Here is a 25,248-nt window from a genome sequence, read left to right as displayed (position 1 = left end):
TCGGTCGCCAGGAAAAGAATCGCGGCGGCGATTTCGGCGGGATCGAGCGCGAGCGCGATTTCGCCTTCTTCAGCCGGATTGCCGTCGGGATCGAGCAAGGCCACGCGATATCGAGCAGCACGATCTGCGGCGCGAACACTTCCGAGAGCGCGAGCGCTTCGATCGCATCGTGCGCGGTACGCACGTCGAAGCCGTCCGCCTCGAGCAGCAGCGCCATCGCGGTTGCGGCGTCCACGCTGTCATCGACGAGCAAGACGCGCTTTCCGGCGCTCACGTTCGCGGGCAGCGGCGCGACGCCCTGCGCGGCCACTTGCGCGTCGCGCGCGAGCGGCAGCCACACGACGAACTCGCTGCCTGTCTGCGGCCCCGATGAGAATGCTTCGATACGTCCGCCCTGTAATTCGACGAGCGTTTTCGCCAGAGGCAGCCCGATGCCGAGCCCGCCTTCCGAGCGTTCGAGCGACGTCTCCGACTGCACGAAGAGATCGAAGATATGCGGCAGCATGTCCGGCGCGATGCCGATGCCGCGGTCGCGCACGGTGACGCGCACTTCGTCGCCAAACTGTTCCGTTTCGATCGCGACCTCGCCGTCTTCGAGACTGTACTTCGACGCGTTCGACAGCAGATTGCCGAAGACCTGCGCGATCCGCACGTTGTCGCCGACGATGTAAAGCGGCGCATCCGGCAGCTTCACCGTGAGCTTGTGCCGCTTTCTGTCGAGCGCGGGCTGCACGGTCTCGATGGCGGCCGCAATCGCCGCCGCGAGATCGACCGGTTCCTCGCGTAGCGTGATCTTGCCCTGCGTGATGCGCGCGACGTCGAGCAGATCGTCGACGAGCCGGCTCAGGTGACGCACTTGTCTGTCGATGATCGCGCGCACGGTTGCGAAGTGCTGCACGGACTGCTCGCGATCGGGATCGAGCAGATCGACGGCATTGCGGATCGGCGCGAGCGGATTGCGCAGTTCGTGCGCGAGCATCGCGAGAAACTCGTCCTTGCGGCGGTCCGCTTCGCGCAGCAGCAGTTCGGCGGCCTTGCGCTCGGAGATGTCGTTGACGATGCCCGCGATGCGATACGGCCGCGCGGGATGACCCGCCGCACCGCGCACCTGGAACGCGCGTTCCGCGACCCAGCGCGGACCGCCGCTCGCACGCACGATGCGGTATTCGACCTGATACGGCGTGCCGTTCGCGAGCAATTGCCTATATGCTTCGGCGACGTGCTCGCGGTCGAGCGGAAGAATGTCGCCGGACCAGTGATCGGGGCCGGGCACGGGCGCGGGCGCGCCGCCGCCCGTATCGAAGAGACGCGCGTAGGCGGGGCTCACGTAGAGCAGTTCGCCGGATGCGGGGTCGAGCATCCAGAACACATCGTCGATATTTTCCGCGAGCTGGCGAAAGCGCTCCTCGCTTTCACGCAGCGCGTTTTCCGCGAGCCGCACGCGCAACAGCGCGCGCACATGCGCGATCAGTTCCGCCGGCTCGACGGGCTCGGTCAGATAGCTGTCCGCGCCGCCTTCGAGACCGCGGATGCGATCGAGGCTATGCACCGCCGCCGCCGATGTCTGCAACACGAGCGTGCCCGACGTCTCCGCCGACGCCTTGATCTGCCGGCACACTTCGAGACCGTTGATGTCGGGCAGCTTCACGTCGAGCAGCACGAGATCGGGCGCCTCGCCGCGCACGCGTTCGAGCGCGGCGGTGCCCGTCGCCGCTTCGATCACGTTGAAGCCCGCGCGCGACAGGATGCGCGTTTTCGCATAACGCGCGCCGTCGTTGTCGTCGACGTTGAGGATCAGCACCCCGTTCCAGTCGCTTGTCATGATGGTCGTCCCTTGCCCGTCATCGCGTCCAGCACGCCCGGCATTTCGCCACCGCCCACCGGCTTGGCGATGAACGCGGACGCACCCAGCGCCTGCGCCTCGTTGCGATCCTCTTCTTCACCGAGCACGACGATCGGAATGCTGCGCGTCGCCGCCTGCGCGCGCAGCGCAGCAAGCCAGGTCCACGCTTCCGAGGGCGCGGGCCGCACCGCGAGCAGCAACGCGGCGGGCTGCGTGCGCGCAAGCAGCCGGCTCGCCTCGTCGAGCGTCGCGGCGTTCATCGCGCGATACGGCGACTCGCGCAGCGCGGCTTCGCAGTCGAGCCGCTCGATCGGATTGCTCGCGACGATCAGCACAGCCGGGCGCGTATCGCTCGCTGCGTGATGCGCGGCGTCGACGTCCGCGCCGTAATCCGCCGGAATCGTCGCACTAAAGGTCGAGCCGCGCGCGACTTCGCTCACGAGCGACACATCGCCGCCGAGCAGCTTGCACAGCTTGCGGCAGAGCGGCAAGCCGAGACCCGTGCCCTTCACGTATTGCTGGAGACGGTTCTCGACCTGGCCGAACTCTTCGAACACGACCTGCTGATGCTCGGGCGCGATGCCGATGCCCGTATCGCTGACGGAAAACGTGATGAGCCGGCGCGCTTCGTCATAGCTCGCCGCGACGCGCACTTCGCCGCGCTCGGTGAACTTGAGCGCGTTCGACACGAAGTTGCGCAGGACTTGCGCGACCTTCGCTTCGTCGGTGCGAATCGGCGGCAGCCCTTCGCACGATTCGAACACGAGTTCCACCGCGCCGCCTGGCGACAGCGGCCGCAACATCCCGCGCAGTGCGGAAAACAAGGTATCGACTTCGAACTCGGCGGGGCGCACTTCGATCTTGCCCGCTTCGATCTTCGCGAGATCGAGCAGATCGTCGACCGTTTCGGACAGGTCCTCGGCCGCCTTGCGGATGAAGCGCACCTGCTTTTCCTGCTCTTCCGTGAGCTCGCCGTCGATACGTTCGAGCAGCAGCTTCGAGAGCGCGCGGATCGACGACAGCGGCGTGCGGAACTCGTGACTCATGTTCGACAGGAAGCGCGACTTCGATTCGTCCGCGCGACGCAGATGATCGGCGCGCGCATCGAGTTCCGCATAGAGCGCGACGACGCCGCGATTCGTGTCCTCGAGTTCGCGCGTGAGACGCGTGAGTTCTTCCTGACGCTCGCGCAGATCGGCGAGCGCCGCGATCAGCTCGCGGTTCTGACGTTGCAGTTCCGCCGCGGTGTCGTCGCCCGGCTGGCGCGACAACACGTCTCTCGCCGCCTGCACATCGCACGCCGCGCCTTCGGGCAGAGCCTTCGCGAGCGAGATCGACGTGGCGCCGTCCGCTTCGTCGGCGATGGCGCACTGGTCCATCAGACGCTGCGCCGCGAGCAGGCCGAGCGCGGCTTGCGAGTTGTCGTTGCGCATCGCGCGCAGACGCTCGTGCGCGCCCGCGCCCGCCAGAAAGCGGACGACGAAACGCGGCGGATACATGGCGTCATCGACGAGAAATTCCGCGCGCGCCGCCTGTCCTGCGATCAGCACCGTGCGCGCGGCTTCGAGTACGGAAGTCGAAATGCGCGTCTGATCCTGCGGCGAGAAGCCGAGCGCCGCGCTCGCGTCGCGCGCCTTCACACGCGCGGCGATGATGTCGCGTTCGTGATCGATGCGCATCGCGCAGAGCGGGTGCGCCATCACGCGCCTCCGGCCGCGCGGGCGACGAACACGGTGACGTCGTCGCGTCCGCGCGCGAAATCGCGATACAGCACGGCCGCGACGAGCGCCGGATGCCGCAGCGCGAGACCCGGATAACGCGCGAGATCCCAGCGCGAGGTGAGCCCGTCCGAATGCAGCACGACGAGCGCGTTCGGCGCATAGGGCACGTCGAAAATCTGCGCGCGGCGCGGCGAATGCCCGACGATGCCGCTGTGCGACACGAGATGCTTGTGCGTGCTTTCCGTCCACACGCTCGCGGCAATATTGCCGATGCCTGCAAAGCTCACCGACGAACCCGCCGCCGATGCGAGCGCCGGCATGCGCGCGATGCCGACGGCCGCGCCGCGCGTCGGGCGCAGCGCTTCGTTGGCGGCATCCATGATGCGCTCGAGCGTCTGGTCGCCGTTCGGGGCGAGCACTTTGGCGGCCTCGATCGCCGCGACATTTGCAAGCGGCCCGTGACCGAGGCCATCGGCGACGAGCACGGTGAAATCGCCGTCGCGCGCGTGCACGGACCAGGCATCGCCGCTGACGGTTTCGCTTTGCAGCGGCAGATTCACTACGCCGTAAGTCAGTTGGCGCGCGCCTGGGTTCGCCGGGCCGGGCGCGTTCCAGAACACGACGCGCAGCACCGTGCCGCGCCCCGGCGCGCTCCAGATGTCGAGCTCGTCGGAAAGACGCTCGATTGCGCCCATGCCGTTGCCAGGACTGCCCGCCGTCGTGTAGCCGTCCTCGAAACAGCGATGCAGATCGTGAATGCCCGGCCCGCTGTCGATGCACAGCACTTCGATGCCGTAGCGCAGGGCTGCGTCGCCGCGATCGACGAGCGCGCGCACGAGCAGTTCGCCCTGTTGCGCGTGCTTCAGCAGGTTGGTGCCGCATTCGGTGACGACGATCGCGAGTTCGCCCGCGGCCGTCTCGTTGAAACCGAGTCCGCGCGCGAGCTCGCCGACCGCGCGCCGCGCGAAGGCGATCTGGCTCGCCTCGGCGATCTCGTAGCGCTGCTGCGCGGCCATCGATTCCTTCAGAACGGTTTCCATTTGGTAATTGATACGTGCGTGCCTTCACCGGGCGCCGAGCGGATGTCGAATTCATCGCACAGGCGTTTTGCGCCGCCGAGACCGAGCCCGAGACCGCTGCCCGACGTGAAGCCGTCGGAGAGCGCGCGCGGGATATCCGGAATGCCGGGGCCGTTGTCGACGAATTCGAGTTTGAGACCGCGCCGGCCGTTACGTTCGACGACATAGCAATGCGCGTCGCCGCCGCCACCGTAGATCAGCGTGTTGCGTGCCAGCTCGCTCGCCGCCGTCACGAACTTCGTCTGGTCGATGAGAGACAGGCCTTGCGCGACTGCCTTTTCGCGCACGAACTGGCGCAGCCGCACGATCTGCTCGTCGTTGCGGATGGGCAGGGTGTCGGGCTGCGACGAGGACGTCGGCGCGGCTGTGGAGTGGTAGATCGTCATGGAGTCGTTCGCATGCGGCCGTCAGGCCGTGCCGCCCCGCGAAAGGAGCGCCATGCCCTTTTCCACGTTGAGCGCGGTACGCACGCCGGAGAGCGTGAGGCCGAGTTCGACCAGCGTGATCGCGACCGAAGGCTGCATGCCGACGACCACCGTCTCGGCGTCGAGCACGCGGGCCATCGCGGCCGTGTTGCCGATCATCCGTCCGATGAAGGAATCGACCACGTCGAGCGAGGAAATGTCGATCAGCACGCCGCGCGCGCCGTCCTTCACGATGCGGCTCGTCAGATCGTCCTGCAGCGCGAGCGCGAGCCGGTCGTGCATGTCGACCTGAATGGTGACGAGCAGAAGCTTGCCCATCGTGAGAATCGGAATGCGTTCCATCGCTTGAAACCCCGTTCAGTCGCGTTGCGTTCGATGCGTGCCGGACATGGCGGCGGGCGCCGTCATTCCGGTTGCAGCGAATCGAAGCCGTCGCTCGCGCGGCCGCCGCGGGCCGCTTCCTGCGCGAGCCCCGCCGTCACCGACTTGCCCGTGCGCTGCAGCGCGATGACGAAGGCCGCCGCGAGCGTCGCCTTGGTCGTGACGTTCGAGAGGTTCACGCCGAGATGCACGATGGTCTGCGCGATCTGCGGACGAATGCCGCTGATGATGCAATCCGCGCCCATCAGACGCGCCGCCGCGACGGTCTTCAGCAGATGTTGCGCGACGAGCGTATCGACGGTCGGCACGCCGGTAATGTCGATGATCGCGATGGCCGCGCCCGTTTCGACGATCTTCTGCAGCAGGTTCTCCATCACGACCTGCGTGCGCGCGGAATCGAGCGTGCCGATGAGCGGCAGCGCGAGAATGCCGTCCCACAACTGCACGACGGGCGTCGACAGTTCGAGCAGTTCCTGCTGCTGGCGCACGATGACCTGCTCGCGGCTCGCCTGGAACACTTCGGTCGTGTAGAGGCCGAGTTCGTCGAAGAGCGTGCTGATGACCCAGTTGAGATCGGCAAGGGTGGCTACATCGTTGCCGAGCGTCTCGCGCAGGCGCGCGAAGAGCGGCTGCTTGAGCGAGAACACGAACATCGCGGTCTCGACGGGCGAGAAACCCTGACGCGCGCGCAACGTGGACATCTCCGCGAGAAACGCGCGCACTTCCTGCCACGCGGGCGACTTGAAATCCACGCGCTCGGACGCGCCCAACGCCGTCACGAGCAGCGAGACGAATTGCGAGAACTGATTGCGCAACTCTGCTTCGCCGACGAGCCCGCGCCGCGATGCGATCGCGTGCTGCTGCGGAAGCCAGTCCGCGAGCAGTTGTTCCTGATTGCTGGTGAACAGCTGCGCAAGCCGCATTCCGCCGACCATTTCCATGCCGAGATCCCTGTGCGAATGATGTTATCGGGCGTTCGACCCGATGCTTGTTGGTTGCGTTGCCGCGAGCGCAGTCGCAACGAAGCAATGCAAGGCGCTCGGAATGTAGCACGCCATCCCGAAATTCGACAGCCCGGTAAGCCTTACAGCGCAAGGGATCCGCCGATTAATTCGCCGTGCACAGGATACGGGGCGCGCGGATCGGCAAATGCTGCCGATCGTGCGCCGAGGTTGGACAAAGTCCGGTCAAAAGTCCTGCCGGCGCGCGCGTGCGTCCGATGCCCTGTATAGCGGCTGGAATATTTTTTCGGCCGATGCGCGATGCAATACTCGGGCGACCGACAACACCCTCAATCGAGCCGCCGGAGCGCACATGTCCCAAACGATTCATCCCGTCGACGAAGTGCTGCCCATCGGCCAGATGCTCGCGGTCGGCATTCAGCACGTGCTCGTGATGTACGCGGGCGCGATCGCGGTGCCGCTCATCATCGGCGCGGCGCTGAAGCTGCCGAAGGATCAGGTCGCGTTCCTGATCAGTTCCGATCTCTTCGCGTGCGGGCTCGTCACGCTGGTGCAATGCATCGGCGTGTGGAAGTTCGGGATTCGCCTGCCGGTCATCATGGGCGTGAGTTTCGCGCCGGTCGGACCGATGGTCGCGATGGCGTCATCCGGCGCGGGGCTGCCCGCGATCTTCGGCGCGACGATCGCGGCGGGCGTGTTCGCCGTCCTGATCGCGCCGTTCTTCGGGCGGCTGATGCGCTTTTTTCCGCCGATCGTCACGGGCACGATCATTCTGACCATCGGCATGACGCTTTTTCCGGTGGCGATCAGCTGGGCGGGCGGCGGACGCGGCGCACCGAATTTCGGCGAACCGCGCAACCTGATGATCGCGGCCGTCGTGCTGCTCGCGATTCTGCTCATCAACAAGTATCTGAAAGGCTTCATCGCGAATATATCGGTGCTGCTCGGCATGGCGATCGGCTTTCTGATCGCGCTGCCGCTCGGCTTCGTCGATTTCGCGGGCGTCGGACAGGCCGCGTGGTTCGCGCCGGTGCGGCCATTTGCGTTCGGCATGCCGACTTTCGACATTGCGGCGATCGCGTCGCTGTGTCTCGTGATGGTCGTCATCATGGTGGAATCGCTCGGCATGTTTCTCGCGCTCGGCGAACTCGCGATGCGTCCCGTGTCGCGCAACGATGCGACGCGCGGACTGCGCACCGACGGTCTCGGCACGGTGATCGGCGGCATCTTCAATACGTTTCCGCATTCGTCGTTTTCGCAGAACATCGGGCTCGTGGGCATCACGGGCGTGAAGAGCCGCTGGGTGGTCGCGGTGTCGGGCGTGATTCTGCTTCTGCTTGGGCTGCTGCCGAAGCTTTCGAATCTGATCGCATCGATTCCGGTGGTCGTGCTCGGCGGCGCGGGCATCGCGATGTTCGGCATGGTCGCGGCGACCGGCGTGAAGATCCTGAGCAAGGTCGATTTCGACAACAAGAACAACCTGCTCATCATCGCGATCAGTCTCGGCGTGGGCGTGATTCCGCTCGTCGCGCCGACGTTCTTCGCGCAAATGCCGGCGTGGGCCGGGCCGCTTACGCATAGCGGAATTACGCTCGCGGCGGTGTTCGCGATCCTGCTGAATGCGTTGTTCAATCGCGGGCGGGGAGCGGATGACGTGCAGAAGGAGATCGCGGCGGAGATGCCGCTGAGCTTGCGGCAGGGGGAGGTGGATGTAAGGGAGTGAGGTGAAGGAGCAATGCGCGGGTTTTTGTACGGCTGGCGCACGAATCGAATCGCGCGCAGCCATTAACATACAAGAACCCCAAGCCGCCGCCGACCCACCCATGCGCGAAGTCCTCTGGCTTCTCCTTGCCGCCATCGCCCTGATGTACGCCGTTGCGCTCGCCGGCCTCTACTGGCTGCAAGGACGGCTCGTCTATCCGCTGGAACAGATCGAAGCCTTCAAGAACGCCGAACTCGAAGCGCGCACCGAGCGAATCGGCATCCGGACCGAAGACGACCTCGAACTCACCGTGCGCTACAAGGCGCCGTCCGACGACACCGCGCCGACGGTCATCCTCTTTCACGGCAATGGCGAAGACCTCGCCCAGCGCGGCCATATCGCGCTGGAGATGATCGATGCGGGCTACGGCGTGCTGCTCGCCGAATATCGCGGCTATGGCGGCAATCCCGGCCGGCCGCACGAAGCGGGCCTCTATGCCGATGCCCGCGCCGCCTACGCCTATGCCGCCGCGCATTCATCGCGTATCGTGCTGCACGGTTACTCGCTTGGCTCGGGCGTCGCCGTGCAACTCGCGAGCGAAGTCAGGATCGAGGCGCTCATGCTCGAAGCGCCGTTCACGAGCATCGTCGATGTCGCGGCGAAACGCTTCTGGCTCTTTCCGGTGCGCCTGCTCGCTCGTGACCGCTACGAAAGCCTCGCAAAAATCGCATCGGTCGATGCGCCCGTGCTGATCTACGGCGGCACGAAAGACGGCGTGATCCCGCCCGCGCACTTCCGGCGTCTCTTCGATGCGGCACGCGGCGACAAACATCTCGCGCTCATCGAAGACGCCGATCATCTCGACGTATGGACGATGGGCGGCCGCGAACACGTCATGCGCTTCCTCGCTTCGCTGCATCCCGCGCGCGACCCGCTAAAAGCCTAAGACGCCTTCCTGCGCGCACGCCCGGACTTCAGCGTGATCCACGTCGGCGCATGATCGCTCGCATGCGGCTCGCCGCGCACCCATTTATCTACGCCGGCGCTCTCCAGCTTCTTCGCGAGATCGCGGCTCAGCAGAATATGATCGATGCGCAGGCCCGAGTTCGTCTGCCAGTGATTGCGGAAGTAGTCCCAGAAGGTATAGATGCGCTCATCGGGAAATTGCTTGCGCAGCGCATCGGTCCAGCCTTGCGCGAGCAGGTCCGCGTACGCCGCGCGGCTTTCGGGCTGCAGCAGCGCGTCTTTCAGCCACGAGCGCGTGTTGTAGATGTCCTCGTCGGTCGGCACGACGTTGTAATCGCCCGCGAGCACGACAGGATGGCCGCTCGCGAACAACGCCTTCGCGTGCGCATTGAAACGCGCGAACCATTCGAGCTTGTAATTGAACTTCGGGCCAGGCCGCGGATTGCCGTTCGGAAGATACAGACAGCCGATCAGCAAGCCGCCCACGGCCGCCTCGATATAACGGCTGTGCGTGTCGTCCTCGTAACCGGGAAGGCCGCGCCGGCTCAGCACCGGCTCGGCATCCTTCGCGAGAATCGCCACGCCGTTCCACGATTGCTGCCCGTGCCACAGCGCGCCATAGCCCGCGTTCGCGATGGCATCGGCGGGAAACTGCGCGTCCGTCGCTTTCAGTTCCTGCAGACACACGATATCCGGCGATTCGCGCTCGAGCCATGTCAGCAGCGCGTCGAGCCGCGGACGAATGCCGTTGATGTTGAAGGTCGCGATTTTCACTCGGCGTGTCTCCATCGGTGAATGGGGATCGATGCTACACGCGTCGCAGTTTGCGTGCCGCGTCGAGCCCCGTCATCGCAATCACCGCACGATGCACGCTTACTTCTTCTCGCTGTCGAGATGCGCCATCTGCACGGCTTCGTAGCGATCGCCTGCCGCGGCGCCTTTGGGCACCGCCGCTTCGATCGCGGCGAGTTCGTCGCGCGTGAGCGTGACCTCGAGCGCGCCGAGCGATTCCGTCAGCCTGTCGCGACGCCGCGCGCCGATGACGGGAACGATGTCGTCGCCCTGCGCGAGCACCCACGCGATCGCGATCTGCGCGACGCTCACGCCCTTCGCATCGGCGATCGTGCGCAGTGCATCGACGAGCGCGAGATTGCGTTCGACGTTGCCTTGCTGAAAGCGCGGACTGTTCGCGCGCCAGTCGCCCGATTGCGCGGCGTCCTTCGTCCAGTGTCCGCTGATGAGTCCGCGCGACAGCACGCCATACGCCGTGATCGCGATGCCGAGTTCGCGGCATGCCGGAAGAATCGACTCTTCGAGACCGCGCGAAATCAGCGAATATTCGATCTGCAAGTCGACAACCGGATGCACGGCCGCGGCGCGGCGTATCGTATCTGCGCCTACTTCGGACAATCCGACGTGGCGCACATAACCCGCATCGATCATCTCGACGATGCTGCCGACCGTCTCTTCGACGGGCACGCTCGCATCGAGCCGCGCGGGCCGGTAGATGTCGATATGCTCGACGCCCAGCCGCTGCAACGTGTACGCGAGCGCATTCTTCACGGCAGCAGGCCGCGCGTCGAAGCCGATGAACCTGCCCGCCGGATCGCGCATGCCGCCGAACTTCACGCTGAGAATCGCCGAGTCGCGGCGCGAAGGCGGCGCGCTTCGCAAGGCCTCGCCGATCAGCATTTCGTTGTGGCCCATGCCGTAGAAGTCGCCGGTGTCGAGCAGCGTCACGCCCGCTTCGAGCGCCGCGTGTATCGTCGCGATGCTTTCCGCGCGATCCGACGGCCCGTACATGCCCGACATGCCCATACATCCGAGGCCGATCGCTGCCGTCTGCGGTCCTGTTCTGCCGAGTCTGCGTTGTTCCATGTTCGTTCTCTCCTTGAGGAATGGAGACGATTATGGAAGCAAACCTCGCGTGCGATAATCCACTTCAATACGAATGGGCTGTGCGCCCTGGCGAACAGTGAGTGAGATATGAGCGAGCCGGATCTGTCGGATCTTCACGCGTTCCTGGCGGTCGCGCGTTCGCGCGGCTTCAGGCAGGCGGCGCTGTTGCGCGGCGTGTCGGCGTCGTCGTTGAGCGAGGCGATACGCCGGCTCGAAACGCGCCTCGGCGTGCGGCTCCTGAATCGCACGACACGCAGTGTCACGCCGACCGAAGCGGGCGAGCGGCTCATCGAACGGCTTGCGCCCGCGTTCGCGGATATCGCGGGCGCGCTCGATGCCGTCAACGGCTTTCGCGACAGCCCGACCGGCACGCTGCGCCTGAACGTGCCGCGCATCGTGTCGCGCGAAATACTGCCGCCGATCGTCGCGCGGTTTCTTGCGGCGCATCCGGGCATCAAGCTGGAGATCAGCGCGAGCGATACGTTCATCGACGTGCTCGCCGCCGGTTTCGATGCAGGCATCCGCTACGACGAGCGCATCGAGCGCGACATGATCGCGGTGCCCATCGGGCCGCGCACGCAACGCTTCGTCGCGGTCGCGTCGCCCGCGTATCTTGCCGCGCACGGCGAGCCGAAGCATCCGCGCGAGCTCGTGAATCACGCTTGCATCGGCCATCGCTTCGACAGCGGCGTGCTGGCCGTGTGGGAATTCATCCGCGGCAAGGACGCGATACGCATCGCGCCGGAAGGACCACTGGTGACATCGTCGATCGAGATCAGCCGGAGCGCGGCCATCGCGGGACTCGGCATCGTCTATACATTCGATGAATTCATGCGCGAAGCCATCGACGACGGCGCGCTCGTGCCGGTGCTCAAACCGTGGTGGCAGAGTTTCACCGGTCCGCGTCTTTACTATCCGAGCCGCGCGCACATGCCGGGACCGTTGCGCGCGTTCATCGACTTCATTCGTGCCGAAGAATAGATCGAGTCCCGCTCATTGCTGCACGCCCCAGCGTCGCACGGTTACGCGCTCGATCGTATCGAAGACGAGATGCTCGACCGCGAGCCCGATCACGATGACCGCCGCGAGGCCCGCGAACACGCGATCCGTATAAAGCTCGTTGCGGTTCTGGAAGATGTACCAGCCAAGACCGCCCTTGCCCGAACTCGCGCCGAACACGAGTTCCGCCGCGATCAGCGTGCGCCATGCGAACGCCCAGCCCACGCGCAAGCCCGCGAGAATCGACGGCAACGCGGCGGGCACGAGAATCAGCATCACATGACGCATGCCGTTGAGCCCGTAGTTGCGGCCCGTCATGCGCAAGGTCGTCGGCACCGCCTGAAAGCCCGCATACGTGTTGAGCGCGAGCGGCCACAACACCGAATGCACGAGCACGAACAGCAGGCTGCCCGTGCCGAGTCCGAACCACAGCAACGCGAGCGGCAGCAGCGCGATGGACGGCAGCGGATTGAACATCGCGGTGAGCATCGAAAGGATGTCTCGGCCGATGCGCGTCGATACCGCGAGCGATGTCAGCACGAACGCGAGCGCCGCGCCGAGCGCGTAACCGCGCAATAGTACGGACATCGAAATACCGATCTTCTCGATCAACTCACCCGACGCGATACCCTGCACGAACGCAATAAAGGTCGCACTGAACGTGGGCAGCAGGAGATCGTTATCGACGGCGCGCGCGGCGATCTCCCACAACGCGATCAGCACGAGCGCGATGATCGACTTGCGCAGCCACGAGCGATCCGCGAGCCGCTTCGTGAGCGGCAGCGGCGCTTCATGTTCGACGCTGGCGAGCGCGGCGGGCGCGACTTCGTATTCGGGCCGAACGGGCGGCGCGATCAGATGCGGTGTACTCACAGCGCGCTCTCCTCTTCGAACAGCAGACGATGAATGCGCGCGACGCTTTGCTGAAACTCTCCGCGGCCCATGCTTTCCTGCGTGTATTGATGACTGTTCAGTTCGGCGCGCACGCGTCCCGGATGCGGCGTCAGCAACAGAATGCGATTGCCGACGATGAGCGCCTCCTCGATCGAATGTGTGACGAACAACAACGTGAAGCGCTCGTCGCTCCATAGCCGCAGAAGCTCTTCCTGCATGCGGCGCCGCGTGAGCGCATCGAGCGCGGCGAAGGGCTCATCCATCAGGAGCACGCGCGGCTGCATCGCGAGCGCGCGGGCGATGGCGACGCGCTGCTTCATGCCGCCCGACAGCGTGTGCGGATAGGCATCGGCGAATTTGGCGAGGCCGACCTTGTCGAGATAATGCAGCGCGCGCTCGCGTGCTTCGGCGCGGCCGAGCTTGCGCGCGGCGCGCAGCGGAAACGCGACGTTCTGCACGACGGTCTTCCACGGCGGCAACTGATCGAATTCCTGAAATACGACGATGCGATCCGCGCCGGGCCCGCGCACGCGCTCGCCGCCTATTTCGATGCTGCCCGCGACCGGCTCGATGAAACCCGCGACGGCCTTCAGCAGCGTCGACTTTCCGCAGCCCGACGGCCCGAGCAGCACGAAGCGGTCGGCGCCGTAGACATCGAAGCTGACGTCGTGCGTCGCGCGCACGAGCCGCTCGGGCGTGCGGTATTCGAGCGTCACGTTCTTCGCGCTGAGCAGCTTGCCGCTCGTCGCGGCGTCGCGACCGGCTTCGTGCGCGTAGAGCGCCTGAGGATTGGCAGCCATGTTCTGTGTGCTAAGGGGCAAACGCACACGATAACGGCGCGCGGCATATAAGCGAACCAATCGATGCGAATATCCAATGCGCGATCGGCGATAAGTACGGGTTGCGCTTCAGCTTCCGTCCTTCGTCGCGGGATCGGTAAAAAAGTAGTCCTGCCACGACTTCGGCTCGTTCTTGATGACGCCCACGCGATGCATGAACTGCGCGAGCGCGAACGTGTTCTGCGGCGCGACCTTGAATTGCACCGACGGATCCTTGATGACCTTGATGAGCAGATCGCGATCGATCTTCGCGCCGTTCACGCGCAAATAGATATCGGCGGCCTGTTCGGGATGCTGCGTGACATAGCGCGCGGCATCGGCGAGACCGGCGACGAACGCGCGATACGTCTTAGGATTCTCGTTGCGGAATTTCTCGGTGGCGTAGAGCACCGTCGCGGAACTGGGACCGCCGAGCACATCGTACGAATTGAGCACGATATGCGCTTTCGGATTGCCTGCGAGTTCCTGCTGCTGGAACGGCGGATTGCCGAAATGCGCGTTGATCTCCGTGCCGCCCGCAATCAGCGCCGCCGCCGCATCCGGATGCGGCACCGCTTGCGTGAGCTTGTCGAGGCGGTTGTATTCCTTGTCGCCCCATTGCTTCGCTGCCGCGTATTGCAGGATGCGCGACTGCACTGACACGCCGACCGCCGGCACCGCGACGCGGTCCTTGTCGGTGAAATCGGCGATGGTCTTCACGCGCGGATCGTTCGATACGAGGTAGTACGGAAAATTGCCGAGCGACGCGACGCCCTTCACGTTTTGCCGTCCGTGCGTGCGGTCCCAGATCGTCAGCAACGGGCCGACGCCCGCCGCCGCGATATCGACGGAACCGGACAGCAGCGCGTCGTTCACGCTCGATCCGCCCGAGAGCTTCGCCCAGTCCACCTTGATATCGAGCCCTTCCTTCTTGCCTTCCTGCTCGATGAACTTCTGATCGCGCGCCACATTGAGCAGCAGATACACGACGCCGAATTGCTCCGCGATGCGCAGCGTGCCTTCGGCATATGCGTTCGCCGACGTGACGCCGATCGCGAGCGACAACGCGGCGACGAGCGCGCGTGCGGCGCCCTTCCCTTTGCGAGAATGCATCGATGAAACCCCGTGGAAATAGTGGTTTTTTAGAAAGGCGCGTCGCCTTCGATGGTCGTGCGATACAGCTTGCGGCGCTCATCGTCGGGCGTGCCGGCTGCAAGATGCATGACCGAGCGGTTGTCCCAGAAGACCATGTCGCGCGCCTGCCACCGATGCCGGTAAACGAACTCGGGCTTCGTGCTGTGCGCGAAGAGTTCCGCGAGCAGCGCGCGGCTTTCGTCTTCCGGCAAACCGATCACGCGCGTCGTGAAATGCTCGCTCACGAAAAGCGCGCGACGCTTCGTTTCCGGGTGCGTGCGCACGATGGGATGCGTCACCGGTTTGACTTGTGCAATCTGTTCCGCCGACAGATTCGGACGCCACGGACTGCGCTTTTGCAGTTCGGCATATTTGGCGAGATACGTGTGCTCCGCGACGCGCCCTTCGATCGCATCGCGCAGATGCGCGGGCAATGTGTCCCACGCGAGATGCTGATTGGCGAAGAGCGTGTCGCCGCCGGTCGCGGGCAGTTCTTGCGCATGCAGCATCGAACCGAGACTCGGCTTGTCCTTGTACGAGAGATCGGAATGCCAGAAATGACCGGCATCGCCGAGACCGATCGGCTTGCCGTTCTCTACGATGTTCGACACGATCAGCACTTCCGGATGTCCCGCGAGCGCGAACTGATGCAGCACGTGAATCTGCAGCGGGCCGAAGCGCTTGCTGAACGCAACCTGCTCGTCGGGCGTGATGCGCTGATCGCGGAACACGAGCACGTGATGATCGAGATGCGCGCGATGGATGCGCGCGAAATCGGCATTCGACAGCGGTTTCGACAGATCGAGCCCGATGACTTCGGCGCCGAGCGGCGCGTCGAACGGGCGAATCTCGATGGATTGATCGGCGGCAGTCTGCTCGAATGCGGGGGCAGTGAGAATCGTCACGTCGACTTTATGGGAATCGGTAACCAGGGGAAGCGAACAATCTAGCGCGCGGTGCGGCGCGCTGCAACGAAGCATCTGCGATTACGTTATGCGCCTATGGAAATAAGGCGCGCGTCATTCCCCGGCGATATCGAACGGCAATTCCACCTGAACCGGCTCGACGATGCCGCTTTCGTCGCGTCCCGCGAGCGCACTGACGCGCACGCCGAGCAGCCGGATGCGCCGGTCGAGCACGATGCGCTTCAGGCATTCGGTCGCAGCGCGGCGGATCTCGATGGGATCGGCGGTCGCGACGGGCACGGTCAGGTCGCGCGTCACGGTGCGGAAATCGTCGAAGCGCAGCTTGATGCCGACCGTGCGCCCGACATAGCCCTTGCGCTGCAAGTCTTCGGCGACACGCGCGCACAGCCGCGTGAACTCGGCGGAGAGCGTCGCGCGATCCTGCTTCGGATGAAAGTCGCGCTCGAAGGTCGTCTCGCGGCTCATCGACTTGGGCGTGGAACTCACCACGACCGGCCGCTCGTCCTGTCCCTGCGCGATGCGGGCGAGCCACGCGGCATACGTATGACCGAAATGCGTTTGCAGGAAACCGGGATCGGCGGCGGCGATATCGCCCACGGTCACGATGCCGAGCGCCGCGAGCCGCTCGTTCGCCTTCGGCCCGATGCCGTTCACCTTGCGCGCGGCGAGCGGCCAGATGCGCGTGTGCAGGTCGTCCATCGTGAGGATGGTCAGGCCATCGGGCTTGTCGAGTTCCGAGCCGATCTTCGCAAGCAGCTTGTTCGGCGCGATGCAAATGGAGCACGTGAGCCCGGTCGCATCGTGCACGGCGTCTTTCATGCGCTGGCCGATCTCGGTGGATGTGCCGGGCAGATCGCTGACGTCGATATAAATCTCGTCGATGCCGCGGTTCTCGATCTGCGACGTGAACGCCGCGACCGCCGCCTTGAACAGCCGGGAGTAATGGCGATACGACTCGAAATCGGTCGGCAGAAGAATCGCGTCGGGCGCGAGCAGCGCGGCTTTCATCATGCCCATTGCGGAGAACACACCGAACTTCCGCGCCTCATAGGTGGACGTGGTCACGACGCCGCGTCCCGCGTAATCGCGCAGGCGGCGAAAGCGCCGCGTGCCGTCGGGCAGCGTTTCCGGCATGGCGTCGCGGCCGCCGCCGACGACGACCGGCATGCCGCGTAGTTCGGGATATCGGAGAAGTTCGACCGACGCGAAGAACGCATCCATGTCGAGATGCGCGATGCGGCGCGGTGCGGGTGCGTGAGACGGCGCGTCCATCGCGGCGAGGAGAACTGAAAATGGCCTACTGTACATCCATACAGTAATTCGCGCCAGTGTCCGCCCAGCGATTCATTCCGGCGTGCGCTTTTCCGCGAGCGCGCGGCGGCAATCGTCGAAAACCTGCCGCACGACATCCGATTGATAGTTGAGGTCTTCGCTATCGAGGATTTCCTCGACGGCGTCGCGCGCCCAGTCCGCTTCGAGCATCGCGCAATGTTGCGTGGCGATTTCGCGCGCGATGGCAGCGAGTTTCGCGACCGTGAGCCAGTCCGCGAACCGCTGATGCCGGTCGAGCCACTTGTGCGCCGCCTGCACGTGAAACGAGGGCGCGGGCCAGTCGCCGTTCAGATAGAACGCGCCGAGACTCCCGCACGTGAGCCAGCAAAGCAACTCGACGCGGTCGCGGGCACTGAGGGTACGAGACACATCGTTCATGGCGGCCTTCACGAGAGACGATCGACGAATGCTTCCGTGTGGAATCCCTGTGAAACACGATAGCACGGGATGGTGCGACGCGGCACTGCCTCCCTCCGGCGCGCTTTCCCTGACGGTGCGTTGGCGAACGCTTGGGTCATGCGAAGCGCACGTCGTGCGCGCCGGCCGGCTCATTCGCATCTAATTCATGCGGCTTAACCTGCTTTCGTCGGCCTCATCGACTGGATCGACTGACCGATTCAGCAGCCTTCTTTCGACGACGGGAGCACATCATGTTTGAACGTCTTTCTCATTCCATCGACCATCTCTTTTCGATCCGCACCGCGCACGAAGCGCGCGACGCTTATCTTGCGTCGTCGAACGATCTCGCCGATCTTGAACGGCGCATGCGCCAGATCGAAACGCAGGATCACGCGTACAGCATGTATTTTTGCGGCGCGCTCGGACGCCGGAACGACATCGGCTGAGCCGCGACGCCGATGCGCGCGCTACTTCGCATCCTCGCGGCCCGCCTGACCGAGCATCACCGTCCAGCCAAGTCCTCGCACGTTGCGGATCACGCCCGCGCCGAATTTCTTGCGCACCGAATGGATCAGCACGTCGACGGCGTTGCTCTCCACTTCCTTGCCCCAGCCGTAGAGCCGGTCTTCGAGCTGATCGCGCGAGAAGATCGTGCCGGGACGTTCGAGCAGCGCGTGCATCAACGCGAATTCGCGCGCGGACAGCACGCCCGAATTCTCGCCGCACGTGAGCGTGCGCTGATCGAGATTGAGGCTTAGGGAATCGTCGCCGAGACGCGAGACCGCGTAGCCCGCCTTGCGCCGCAGCACCGCGCGGATGCGTGCGAGCAGTTCGGGCATGTCGAAGGGTTTGAGCAGATAGTCATCGGCGCCGAGATCGAGACCCTGCACGCGTGTGTCGAGATCGTCGCGCGCGGTGAGGATCAGCACCGGCGTCGCGTTGCCGGCCGTGCGCGCCTGTCGCAGGAGTTCGATGCCGGTCATGCCCGGCAAGCCGAGATCCAGCAGCACGACGGTGTACTCGGCGGCGTGGATCGCCTCGCGGCCCGCGTTGCCGTCGCGCACCCAGTCGACGGCGTAATCGGCATCCTTGAGCGCACGCATGAGACTCGTGCCGATCTGCACGTCGTCTTCGATCAGGAGAATTCGCATATTCCACCCGCGTCCCGCGAGAATGGCGCGCGCCACGCGCCCGGAATGCGGCCGAAGGATCCGAACTGCACGACCGGTCTTTTTGCTTCTTTCTGCCTCTTGTACCGACCGGCGAAGATCGCTTCGCGCCACGCAGCGAATGCATTGTAATCGTCGTCGAATCGCGCGCAAATAGCTAAAGATTCAACGCGGCCGCCGGTGTGTTCTGCGTCACTTCCTCGACGGGAAAGCCGATCGACGCAACGATGCCCGATTTACCGTCGCTGCGATTTTTCAGCGTCACGTCGCCGCCGTAGCGCGCGGCGATTGCCTTCACGATCGACAAGCCGAGGCCGCTGCCCTCCACGTCCGGATTGGCGCGGAAGAAGCGGTCGAACACGCGCGGCAGCAATGTTTCGTCGATGCCCGGTCCGTCGTCGATCACGTCGACCCAGACCATGTCGCCGTCGCGTCGCATATAGAGATCGATCGTGCCGCCATCGGGCGTATAACGCACCGCGTTCGACACGAGATTCTTCACCGCCATGCCGATGTCGGTTTCCACCGCGCGCACGTGCGCGGTCACCATTTTCTCCGCGCCGATATCCATGCCGCGTGCGAGCGCGATCGGCAGCACGTCGGCGACGGCGCCCGTCACCACGTCCGACAGATCGACGCGCGCGAGCGGCGCGCCGTTCACCGGCGCATCGGCGCGCGCGAGCCGCAGAAGCTGCGCGATCAGCTTGCCGCTGCGCGCGATGCCTTGGCGCAACTCCTGGAAGCGCTCCTGATTGCCGGGATAGATGTGCGGCGCGAGGTTGTCGGCCTGAAGCTGGAGTGCGGTGAGCGGCGTGCGCAATTCGTGCGCGGCATCGGCGATGAACTTGCGCTCCTTTTCGATCGATGTCGCGAGGCGCTCGATCATCGTGTTGATCGAATGGATGAAGGGCGCGATTTCCGTGGGCACGCCGACGGTCGGCAGCGGCTGCAGATGACCCATGTCGATGCCCTGCACTTCCGCGCCGAGCTCGTTCAACTGACGCAGCGAGCGCCGCACGACGAGCGCGACCGCGATCCACACGAGCGGCAGCAGCACGGCGATCGGCCAGAGCGTCTGCGTCGCGGCTTCCTGCGTGATTTCGCGGCGTATCGACGAGCGTTGCGCGACCTGAATGGTCATCGTCGGCTCCTGGCGCGTGAAGATGCGCCATTGCTCGCCGTTGACGACGGCGCCCGAGAAACCCGGCTGCGCGTCACGCGGGAAATGCAGCGACGGCTCGGTCGTGCGGAACGGCACGTCCTGCCCCGGTTTCCATACGACGGCGACGACATCGCGTTCGTCCTGCGTGCCGCGCGCCGGATTTTTCGGCAGGCTTTCGGCCAGGCCGTCGCGCAGGCGCGCGGCCACTTGTTCGAGGCGCATGTCGAGCAGCGCGTTCATGCCGGTCTTGCTCAACTGATACGAACTCACGCCCTGCACCACGCCGATCACGCTGACGAGCAGCCCGAGCGCGAGCACCAGCTGATTCTTCAGTGATTTGATCATTCGGGTCCGCCGCTCCGGAAAGGGACGGCGCGATGCGCCGGCCCGTTCGATTTTAGGCGACATTCCCGGGGCGTTCGGTCTGAAAGACGGCATGAGCGTGAAAGATGCGCGAAGCGCGGGAGAAAAAAAGGCGCCGGTCCGTTCACGGCCGGCGCCAAGGCTGAGGAGATGTGTGAAGCGGGCCGCCGGATTGCTCGCGTAAGCATGCTGCCCGTCCACGTAAAGAAGCGTAGGCGCGAACAATTAGCGTTGAATGAGCGCGTTGAATCAATACACCGGGCGGCGGCATCGAGCAGCGATCCGCGCGGCGGGATAACATTGCATCCGGCGCTTTTTCATCGGCGACATTGCTTCGGCTGCAAGGAATCCGCAAGCCTCGAGCGTCGCCGCCGCATCTCCATCTTTCGGGCATGGCCTGTCCGCTCGCCTCTTGCGGGGCTCGCGCGGCGGGCAATAGGCCTATCCAATCCGCATGTCACAGAACAGACAAACCGCACGTCCCCTCGTCATTGCCGCGGTGATGGCATCGATGGCCATGGTCGCGATCGAGGCCACCATCGTTTCCACCGCGATGCCGCAAATCGCCACGCAGCTCGGCGGCCTCAATCTCTATAGCTGGGTGTTCTCGTCGTTCCTGCTCACGCAGACCGCGCTCACGGTCGTGTTCGGCAAGCTCGCGGACCTGTACGGCCGCAAGCCGGCGATTCTCGCGGGCATCGCGATCTTCCTGGTCGGCTCGGTGCTCGCCGGCTTCGCATGGTCGATGCCCGCGATGATCGTCTTCCGGCTGATTCAGGGCGTCGGCGCGGGCGCGATCCTGCCGGTCGCGCTGACGGTCGTCGGCGATCTCTATCCGGCGCGCGAACGCGGCAAGGTGCAGGGCTATCTCGCGAGCGTGTGGGCGGTGTCCGCGGTGCTCGGGCCGATGGTCGGCGGCCTGCTGATCCGCCAGTTCTCGTGGGCATGGATCTTCTGGATCAACGTGCCGATCGGCATTCTGGCCGCACTGCTCTTCATGCTCTTCCTGCACGAGGAGAAGCGCCATGACCGCCCGGCGATCGATCTCGCGGGCGCGTTCTTTTTCACCGCCGCCGTCGCCGCGCTGATGATGGCGCTCACCGACGCCGGCCACGCGAGCAACATGCGCGTCGGCGTGGAGATCGCCGTGTTCGTGCTCTCGATCGTGGGCTTCGTCGTGCAGGAACGGCGCGCGAGCGATCCGATGATCTCGTTCGCGCTGTGGTCGCATCGGCCGATCGCGGCGAGCAACGTCGCGACCCTTCTCGCCGGCATGGCGATGATGGGCCTCACCACCTTCCTGCCGATGTACGTGCAGGGCGTGATGCATCGCACGCCGGTCGAAGCGGGCCTCGCGCTCACGATGATGATGATCGGCTGGCCGAGCGGCGCGACCTTCACGTCGCGCTCGTTCAGCCGCATCGGTCTCAGGCGTCTGTTGATGATCGGACCGGTGTTCATTCCGCTCGGCGCGTTGCCGTTCGTGCTGCTCGGTCCGCAATCGAGTCCGGTCTGGGCGGGCATCGGCTCGGCGGTGCTGGGCTTCGGCATGGGTATCACGAGCGTGTCGTGCCTCATCCTGATTCAGGAGATCGTGCAGCCGCTCGAACGCGGCAGCGCGACTGCGTCGAACCTGTTCTCGCGCAATCTCGGCAACACGCTCGGCGCCGCCGTGTTCGGCGCGGTGCAGAACTACGGCCTCACGCACACGGACGGCCTGCCGCCCGTGCATGCGGACCAGTTGAAGCAACTGCTGTCCACCGTGCCCGGCGATTTTTCGATGAACAACGAGATTCGCCTCGTGCTGCATCATTCGCTGCACCTCACGTTTACGGCGATGTTCGTGATCGCGCTCGGCACCGTCGTCGCGATGCTGTTCATGCCGAAGATCGAAATCGGCCGCGCGAAGGAAACGGTCGCGGCAGTCGGCGCGAGCGACGCGAAAAACGCCGCGAATCAGGCGTTCCACTGACGTTTCGCCGAGGGTTCACTGACCGCGCCGCGATGATCTCGAGCCAGTACGTCAGCCGCATCACGCTCATGCGCGACAAGACGCCGTCCTTCGACGCCTATCCGTTTTCCCTGCCCGCCGTGCGCGCGCTCGATACGCTCGAACCGCATCCGAAGGTCACCTTTCTCGTCGGCGAAAACGGCACGGGCAAGTCGACGTTGCTGGAAGCGATCGCCGTATCGATGGGCTTCAATCCGGAGGGCGGCACGAAAAATTTCCGCTTCGGCACGCGCGTGTCGCACTCGCCGCTGCACGAGTATCTGCGCATCGCGAAGGGCTTCAAACGTCCGCGCGACGGCTTCTTTCTGCGCGCGGAGAGCTTCTTCAACGTGGCGACGCAAATCGAGCAACTCGACGACGAACCCGGCTTCGGCCCGCCGATCATCTCGTCATACGGCGGCAAGTCGCTGCATGAGCAGTCGCATGGCGAGTCGTTTCTCACGCTGCTGATGGAGCGCTTCGGCGGCAAGGGGCTTTATCTGCTCGACGAACCCGAGGCCGCGCTCTCGCCGCAACGCCAGCTCGCCGCGCTCGCGCGCATCCACGACCTTGCTTGCGACGACTCGCAGTTCATCATCGCCACGCATTCGCCGATATTGATGGCGTACCCCGATGCCTGGATCTATCAGTTCAGCGCGGAAGGCATCGAGCGCGTCGCATACGAAGACACAGAGCATTTCAAGGTGACGCGCGCGTTTCTCGCCAATCCCGGGCGCATGTTGCGCACGCTGCTCGACGGCGAACATGGCGCGCATTCCGCCACACATCCCGCCGCGCATCCCGCCGATAAGGCCAGCGGGACGCGGCCTCATGCGGACACGCTCAATCCTGCGCCTGAATGAGCGGACTGTCCTGCTTCGACTTGTCGGTGCTCGCGTCGTTGCCCTGCTGCGCATCCTGGGCGACGGTCTGCATGTTCATGCCTTGCTGCGACGTGGGCGCGCCGTCCATCGGAGAATAATGCGGCGCGGGACCGTAGCCGCTCGCGAGCGCATAGGAAGCGCCCGCGAGCGCGACGACGAAGATGATGCCTTTGAGATTGCCGGTCATGATAGTGCTCCTGAGGGTTTCACATAGCCACTTCAATCGGCCTCATTGCACTGCCTGCCAGCAACCGACCTTCTGAAATGTGCACGCAGTCTACGTGCGTGAACCGGCGTTGAAATCCCCTCAGAAGCAAGGATAAAAATGGATGGATGTGCGGCGCTATGAAGCGCGTGGCGCGTTCATACGTTGTCCTCGACAGCGACGGACACCGCGCCCGCGTTGATCGTGAGACGCGTGCGCTTCTGCAGCGGCGATGACGGCGCGGCACCGCCGGCATCGAGAAACTTCACCTTGTTGAAGATCGCGATGAACTGCGTCGGCGTGACCGTCGCCGTTGCATAGCCGATGCCGTCGTGATCCGCATAGAGCATGTCGGGATTGTTCTGGCGAATGAAGCTGTCGAAAAGCGCCGATGAGCTGATCAGCGAGGCGAGCGGCATGCCCGCCGCATATGTCTTCACGTCCTCGAAGAACGGCTGGCTGCTGATGCCCGCGGACATCAGATCGATCATCACCGGCGTGCCTTTCGCGGGATCGGGCACGTCGCGCACGATGCCCGCCTGGAATGCGTGCAGATCGCCCGTGATCGCGACGAGATTCGCGATGCCCTGCGCCTTCACGAACGACAGGAGATCCGCCTTGTGCGTGGGATAACCGTCCCACGCGTCGCAGTCGAGCACGAAGACGACGTTGTCGGGCGCGGGCGCGAGCGACGAAAGATCGAGCCACATGCGGTTCATCATCACTTCGTTGCCCCACACTTTCCATATCGACGTGGAAGCCTTCAACGTGTCCTTCCACCATTGCGTCTGCACGGGGCCGAGAATCGACGGCGCGCGGCCGAGCCGTTGCGTGTCGGCGGCCTCGAATTGCGCGAGCACCGGTTGCGGGACGAAGTATCGCGAGCCGACGAGATCGTTGCCATTGACCGGATCGTGCCCGAGCGCCTGCGCGATCGACGCTTCGCTGACGACATGATCGTCGCGATAAAGCCGTTCGTCGGTCATCACGAGATGTATGAGCGAGCCGAAGTGGAAGTCGCGATAGATGCGGATGTTGTCGTATGCCGCGTTGTTCAGATCGAACGAGACATCCCCCCAGTCGACCGGCAAATATTCCGCCCATGCCTGATTCGCGCTGCGCCGGCGCACGGTCTGCTGAAGGTTTGTGTTCGTGTAGGTCTGATGATCCTGCCAGCAGTCGTCGGAGAATTCGTGATCGTCCCAGATCGCGATGACCGGAAAACGCGCATGCACGTTCTGCAGCCGCGCATCGCTCCGGTACGTGCGATACAGCGTGCGGTAGTCGTCGAGCGTGCTCGCGTAGGCGCCGCCGCTTGGCAGCGTGATGGCCGGATGCGCGGGCTCGACCGTGCCTGGCTGCGCCGCGAAACCCGCTTCGTAGATGTAGTCGCCGAGATGCACGACGAAGTCGAGATCCGTTTCCGCGGCGAGCAGCGACATCGCCTGCCAGTGGTTCGCGCTCCAGTTCTGGCACACGAACCACGCGAAACGCAGTTGCGCGAGCGCTTCGTTCGCGGCGGCCGCCGTGCGCGTCGTGCCGGTCGCGCTGATGTCGCTGCCCGCGATGAATCGATAGAAATACGTCGTTTTCGACGCGAGTCCCGTGACTTTCGCGCGCACGGTGAAGTCGTAATCGGACACGGCGTTCAGCGGCACGCTCGCAACGAGCGTCGAAAAACCTTGCTGCGTGGACACCTGCAAGGTCACTGCGACCGGCGACGCCGCCGCCGCGCCCGCGTTCGCTATGCAGCGGGTCCAGAACACGGCGGAGACATCGCGCGGATCGCCGCTCGCGACGCCTTGCGGAAACGCGAATGCGCCCGCTGGCGGCGGCGTCGATCCGCCGTTGCCGGTGTTGTTGCCGTTGCCGTTGTCGTCGTCGCCGGAATGGCAGGCGGCGAGCGTGCCGGTAGCGGCTGCGACGGTATAGAACGTGGACAGGGAGAGAAAGCGGCGACGATCCATCAGAGCCTCCGTTGGCAGGCGTCGAAAC

Annotated in this window: 24 protein-coding genes; 6 read left to right on the top strand and 18 right to left on the bottom strand. The window is 64.8% G+C overall.

Annotation, left to right across the window (positions count from 1 at the left end; genetic code table 11):
• The 6 genes from AWB77_RS14510 to AWB77_RS14485 form a co-directional block, all read right to left on the bottom strand.
• On the bottom strand, positions 1–1,822 hold a 1,822-nt coding region (locus AWB77_RS14510; protein WP_061135158.1), incomplete at its 3' end, for a hybrid sensor histidine kinase/response regulator.
• Positions 1,819–3,543, bottom strand: coding sequence for an ATP-binding response regulator (locus AWB77_RS14505; RefSeq protein WP_061135117.1), 1,725 nt, complete (start codon positions 3,541–3,543; stop codon positions 1,819–1,821). The genes AWB77_RS14505 and AWB77_RS14510, both read right to left, overlap by 4 nt.
• On the bottom strand, positions 3,543–4,604 hold the full coding sequence (locus tag AWB77_RS14500; RefSeq protein WP_061135116.1) for an ATP-binding SpoIIE family protein phosphatase: 1,062 nt from the start codon (positions 4,602–4,604) through the stop codon (positions 3,543–3,545). The genes AWB77_RS14505 and AWB77_RS14500 overlap by 1 nt, the downstream gene beginning before the upstream one ends.
• A complete protein-coding gene (locus AWB77_RS14495) occupies positions 4,589–5,029 on the bottom strand; it encodes an anti-sigma regulatory factor (RefSeq protein WP_061135115.1) in 441 nt (146 codons plus the stop codon). The genes AWB77_RS14500 and AWB77_RS14495 overlap by 16 nt, the downstream gene beginning before the upstream one ends.
• 21 nt (positions 5,030–5,050) lie before the next feature.
• On the bottom strand, positions 5,051–5,410 hold the full coding sequence (locus AWB77_RS14490; protein ID WP_061135114.1) for an STAS domain-containing protein: 360 nt from the start codon (positions 5,408–5,410) through the stop codon (positions 5,051–5,053).
• A gap of 62 nt (positions 5,411–5,472) precedes the next feature.
• Positions 5,473–6,390, bottom strand: coding sequence for an STAS domain-containing protein (locus tag AWB77_RS14485; protein ID WP_061135113.1), 918 nt, complete (start codon positions 6,388–6,390; stop codon positions 5,473–5,475).
• Positions 6,391–6,763: 373 nt separating this feature from the next.
• Here AWB77_RS14485 and AWB77_RS14480 point away from each other — a divergent pair, with 373 nt between their 5' ends.
• Together AWB77_RS14480 and AWB77_RS14475 are read left to right on the top strand one after the other, a co-directional pair.
• Positions 6,764–8,134: a nucleobase:cation symporter-2 family protein gene (locus tag AWB77_RS14480; protein ID WP_061135112.1), complete on the top strand. Its 1,371-nt coding sequence runs from the start codon at positions 6,764–6,766 to the stop codon at positions 8,132–8,134.
• A gap of 100 nt (positions 8,135–8,234) precedes the next feature.
• Positions 8,235–9,059, top strand: coding sequence for an alpha/beta hydrolase (locus tag AWB77_RS14475; RefSeq protein WP_061135111.1), 825 nt, complete (start codon positions 8,235–8,237; stop codon positions 9,057–9,059).
• On the opposite strand, the gene AWB77_RS14470 is transcribed toward AWB77_RS14475, so the two are convergent.
• Both AWB77_RS14470 and AWB77_RS14465 read right to left on the bottom strand, forming a co-directional pair.
• Positions 9,056–9,868, bottom strand: coding sequence for an exodeoxyribonuclease III (locus tag AWB77_RS14470; protein ID WP_061135110.1), 813 nt, complete (start codon positions 9,866–9,868; stop codon positions 9,056–9,058). The genes AWB77_RS14475 and AWB77_RS14470 overlap by 4 nt on opposite strands.
• Positions 9,869–9,952: 84 nt before the next feature.
• Positions 9,953–10,957 carry an aldo/keto reductase gene (locus tag AWB77_RS14465; RefSeq protein ID WP_061135109.1) on the bottom strand — a complete coding sequence of 335 codons (1,005 nt, stop codon included), beginning with the start codon at positions 10,955–10,957 and terminating at the stop codon, positions 9,953–9,955.
• Between the two features lie 108 nt (positions 10,958–11,065).
• Between AWB77_RS14465 and AWB77_RS14460 the strand changes: the two genes are divergently transcribed.
• A complete protein-coding gene (locus AWB77_RS14460; protein WP_061135108.1) occupies positions 11,066–11,959 on the top strand; it encodes a LysR family transcriptional regulator in 894 nt (297 codons plus the stop codon).
• Between the two features lie 12 nt (positions 11,960–11,971).
• Here AWB77_RS14460 and AWB77_RS14455 read toward each other — a convergent pair whose 3' ends face one another.
• From AWB77_RS14455 to AWB77_RS14430, 6 genes are all read right to left on the bottom strand, one after another.
• Positions 11,972–12,850 (bottom strand): ABC transporter permease, encoded by an 879-nt coding sequence (locus tag AWB77_RS14455; RefSeq protein ID WP_061135107.1) that lies wholly within the window; start codon positions 12,848–12,850, stop codon positions 11,972–11,974.
• Positions 12,847–13,671, bottom strand: coding sequence for an ABC transporter ATP-binding protein (locus AWB77_RS14450; protein ID WP_061135106.1), 825 nt, complete (start codon positions 13,669–13,671; stop codon positions 12,847–12,849). The genes AWB77_RS14455 and AWB77_RS14450 overlap by 4 nt, the downstream gene beginning before the upstream one ends.
• Positions 13,672–13,779: 108 nt before the next feature.
• A complete protein-coding gene (locus AWB77_RS14445; RefSeq protein ID WP_061135105.1) occupies positions 13,780–14,802 on the bottom strand; it encodes an ABC transporter substrate-binding protein in 1,023 nt (340 codons plus the stop codon).
• Between the two features lie 29 nt (positions 14,803–14,831).
• Positions 14,832–15,728, bottom strand: a complete 897-nt coding sequence (locus AWB77_RS14440) for a TauD/TfdA dioxygenase family protein (protein WP_061135104.1) — start codon at positions 15,726–15,728, stop codon at positions 14,832–14,834.
• Between the two features lie 114 nt (positions 15,729–15,842).
• Positions 15,843–17,021, bottom strand: coding sequence for a DNA polymerase IV (dinB, locus tag AWB77_RS14435; protein WP_061135103.1), 1,179 nt, complete (start codon positions 17,019–17,021; stop codon positions 15,843–15,845).
• Between the two features lie 72 nt (positions 17,022–17,093).
• Positions 17,094–17,459 carry a hypothetical protein gene (locus AWB77_RS14430; protein WP_061135102.1) on the bottom strand — a complete coding sequence of 122 codons (366 nt, stop codon included), beginning with the start codon at positions 17,457–17,459 and terminating at the stop codon, positions 17,094–17,096.
• Positions 17,460–17,731: 272 nt separating this feature from the next.
• On the opposite strand from AWB77_RS14430, the gene AWB77_RS14425 reads away from it, so the two are divergent.
• Positions 17,732–17,926 carry a DUF3563 family protein gene (locus tag AWB77_RS14425; protein ID WP_061135101.1) on the top strand — a complete coding sequence of 65 codons (195 nt, stop codon included), beginning with the start codon at positions 17,732–17,734 and terminating at the stop codon, positions 17,924–17,926.
• 21 nt (positions 17,927–17,947) lie between these two features.
• Here AWB77_RS14425 and AWB77_RS14420 read toward each other — a convergent pair whose 3' ends face one another.
• Entirely contained in the window at positions 17,948–18,631 is a 684-nt protein-coding gene (locus AWB77_RS14420; RefSeq protein WP_061135157.1) for a response regulator transcription factor, read from the bottom strand.
• A 175-nt stretch (positions 18,632–18,806) separates the two neighbouring features.
• Positions 18,807–20,156, bottom strand: a complete 1,350-nt coding sequence (locus tag AWB77_RS14415) for an ATP-binding protein (protein WP_061135100.1) — start codon at positions 20,154–20,156, stop codon at positions 18,807–18,809.
• A gap of 472 nt (positions 20,157–20,628) precedes the next feature.
• On the opposite strand from AWB77_RS14415, the gene AWB77_RS14410 reads away from it, so the two are divergent.
• On the top strand, positions 20,629–22,146 hold the full coding sequence (locus tag AWB77_RS14410) for an MDR family MFS transporter (RefSeq protein WP_061135099.1): 1,518 nt from the start codon (positions 20,629–20,631) through the stop codon (positions 22,144–22,146).
• A 32-nt stretch (positions 22,147–22,178) separates the two neighbouring features.
• On the top strand, positions 22,179–23,027 hold the full coding sequence (locus AWB77_RS14405; protein ID WP_244158546.1) for an AAA family ATPase: 849 nt from the start codon (positions 22,179–22,181) through the stop codon (positions 23,025–23,027).
• Here the strand turns inward: AWB77_RS14405 and AWB77_RS14400 are convergent.
• Together AWB77_RS14400 and AWB77_RS14395 are read right to left on the bottom strand one after the other, a co-directional pair.
• Positions 23,008–23,235, bottom strand: a complete 228-nt coding sequence (locus tag AWB77_RS14400) for a hypothetical protein (RefSeq protein WP_061135098.1) — start codon at positions 23,233–23,235, stop codon at positions 23,008–23,010. The two genes, AWB77_RS14405 and AWB77_RS14400, sit on opposite strands and share 20 nt — an antisense overlap.
• Before the next feature lie 176 nt (positions 23,236–23,411).
• Positions 23,412–25,220, bottom strand: coding sequence for an alkaline phosphatase D family protein (locus tag AWB77_RS14395; RefSeq protein WP_061135097.1), 1,809 nt, complete (start codon positions 25,218–25,220; stop codon positions 23,412–23,414).
• Positions 25,221–25,248 lie beyond the last annotated feature (28 nt).

It is taken from the genome of Caballeronia fortuita, assembly GCF_001544835.2.
Taxonomy (GTDB): domain Bacteria; phylum Pseudomonadota; class Gammaproteobacteria; order Burkholderiales; family Burkholderiaceae; genus Caballeronia; species Caballeronia fortuita.
The sequence above is the reverse complement of the archived record's forward strand: the minus strand, read 5'-3'. Positions and strand labels throughout refer to the sequence as shown.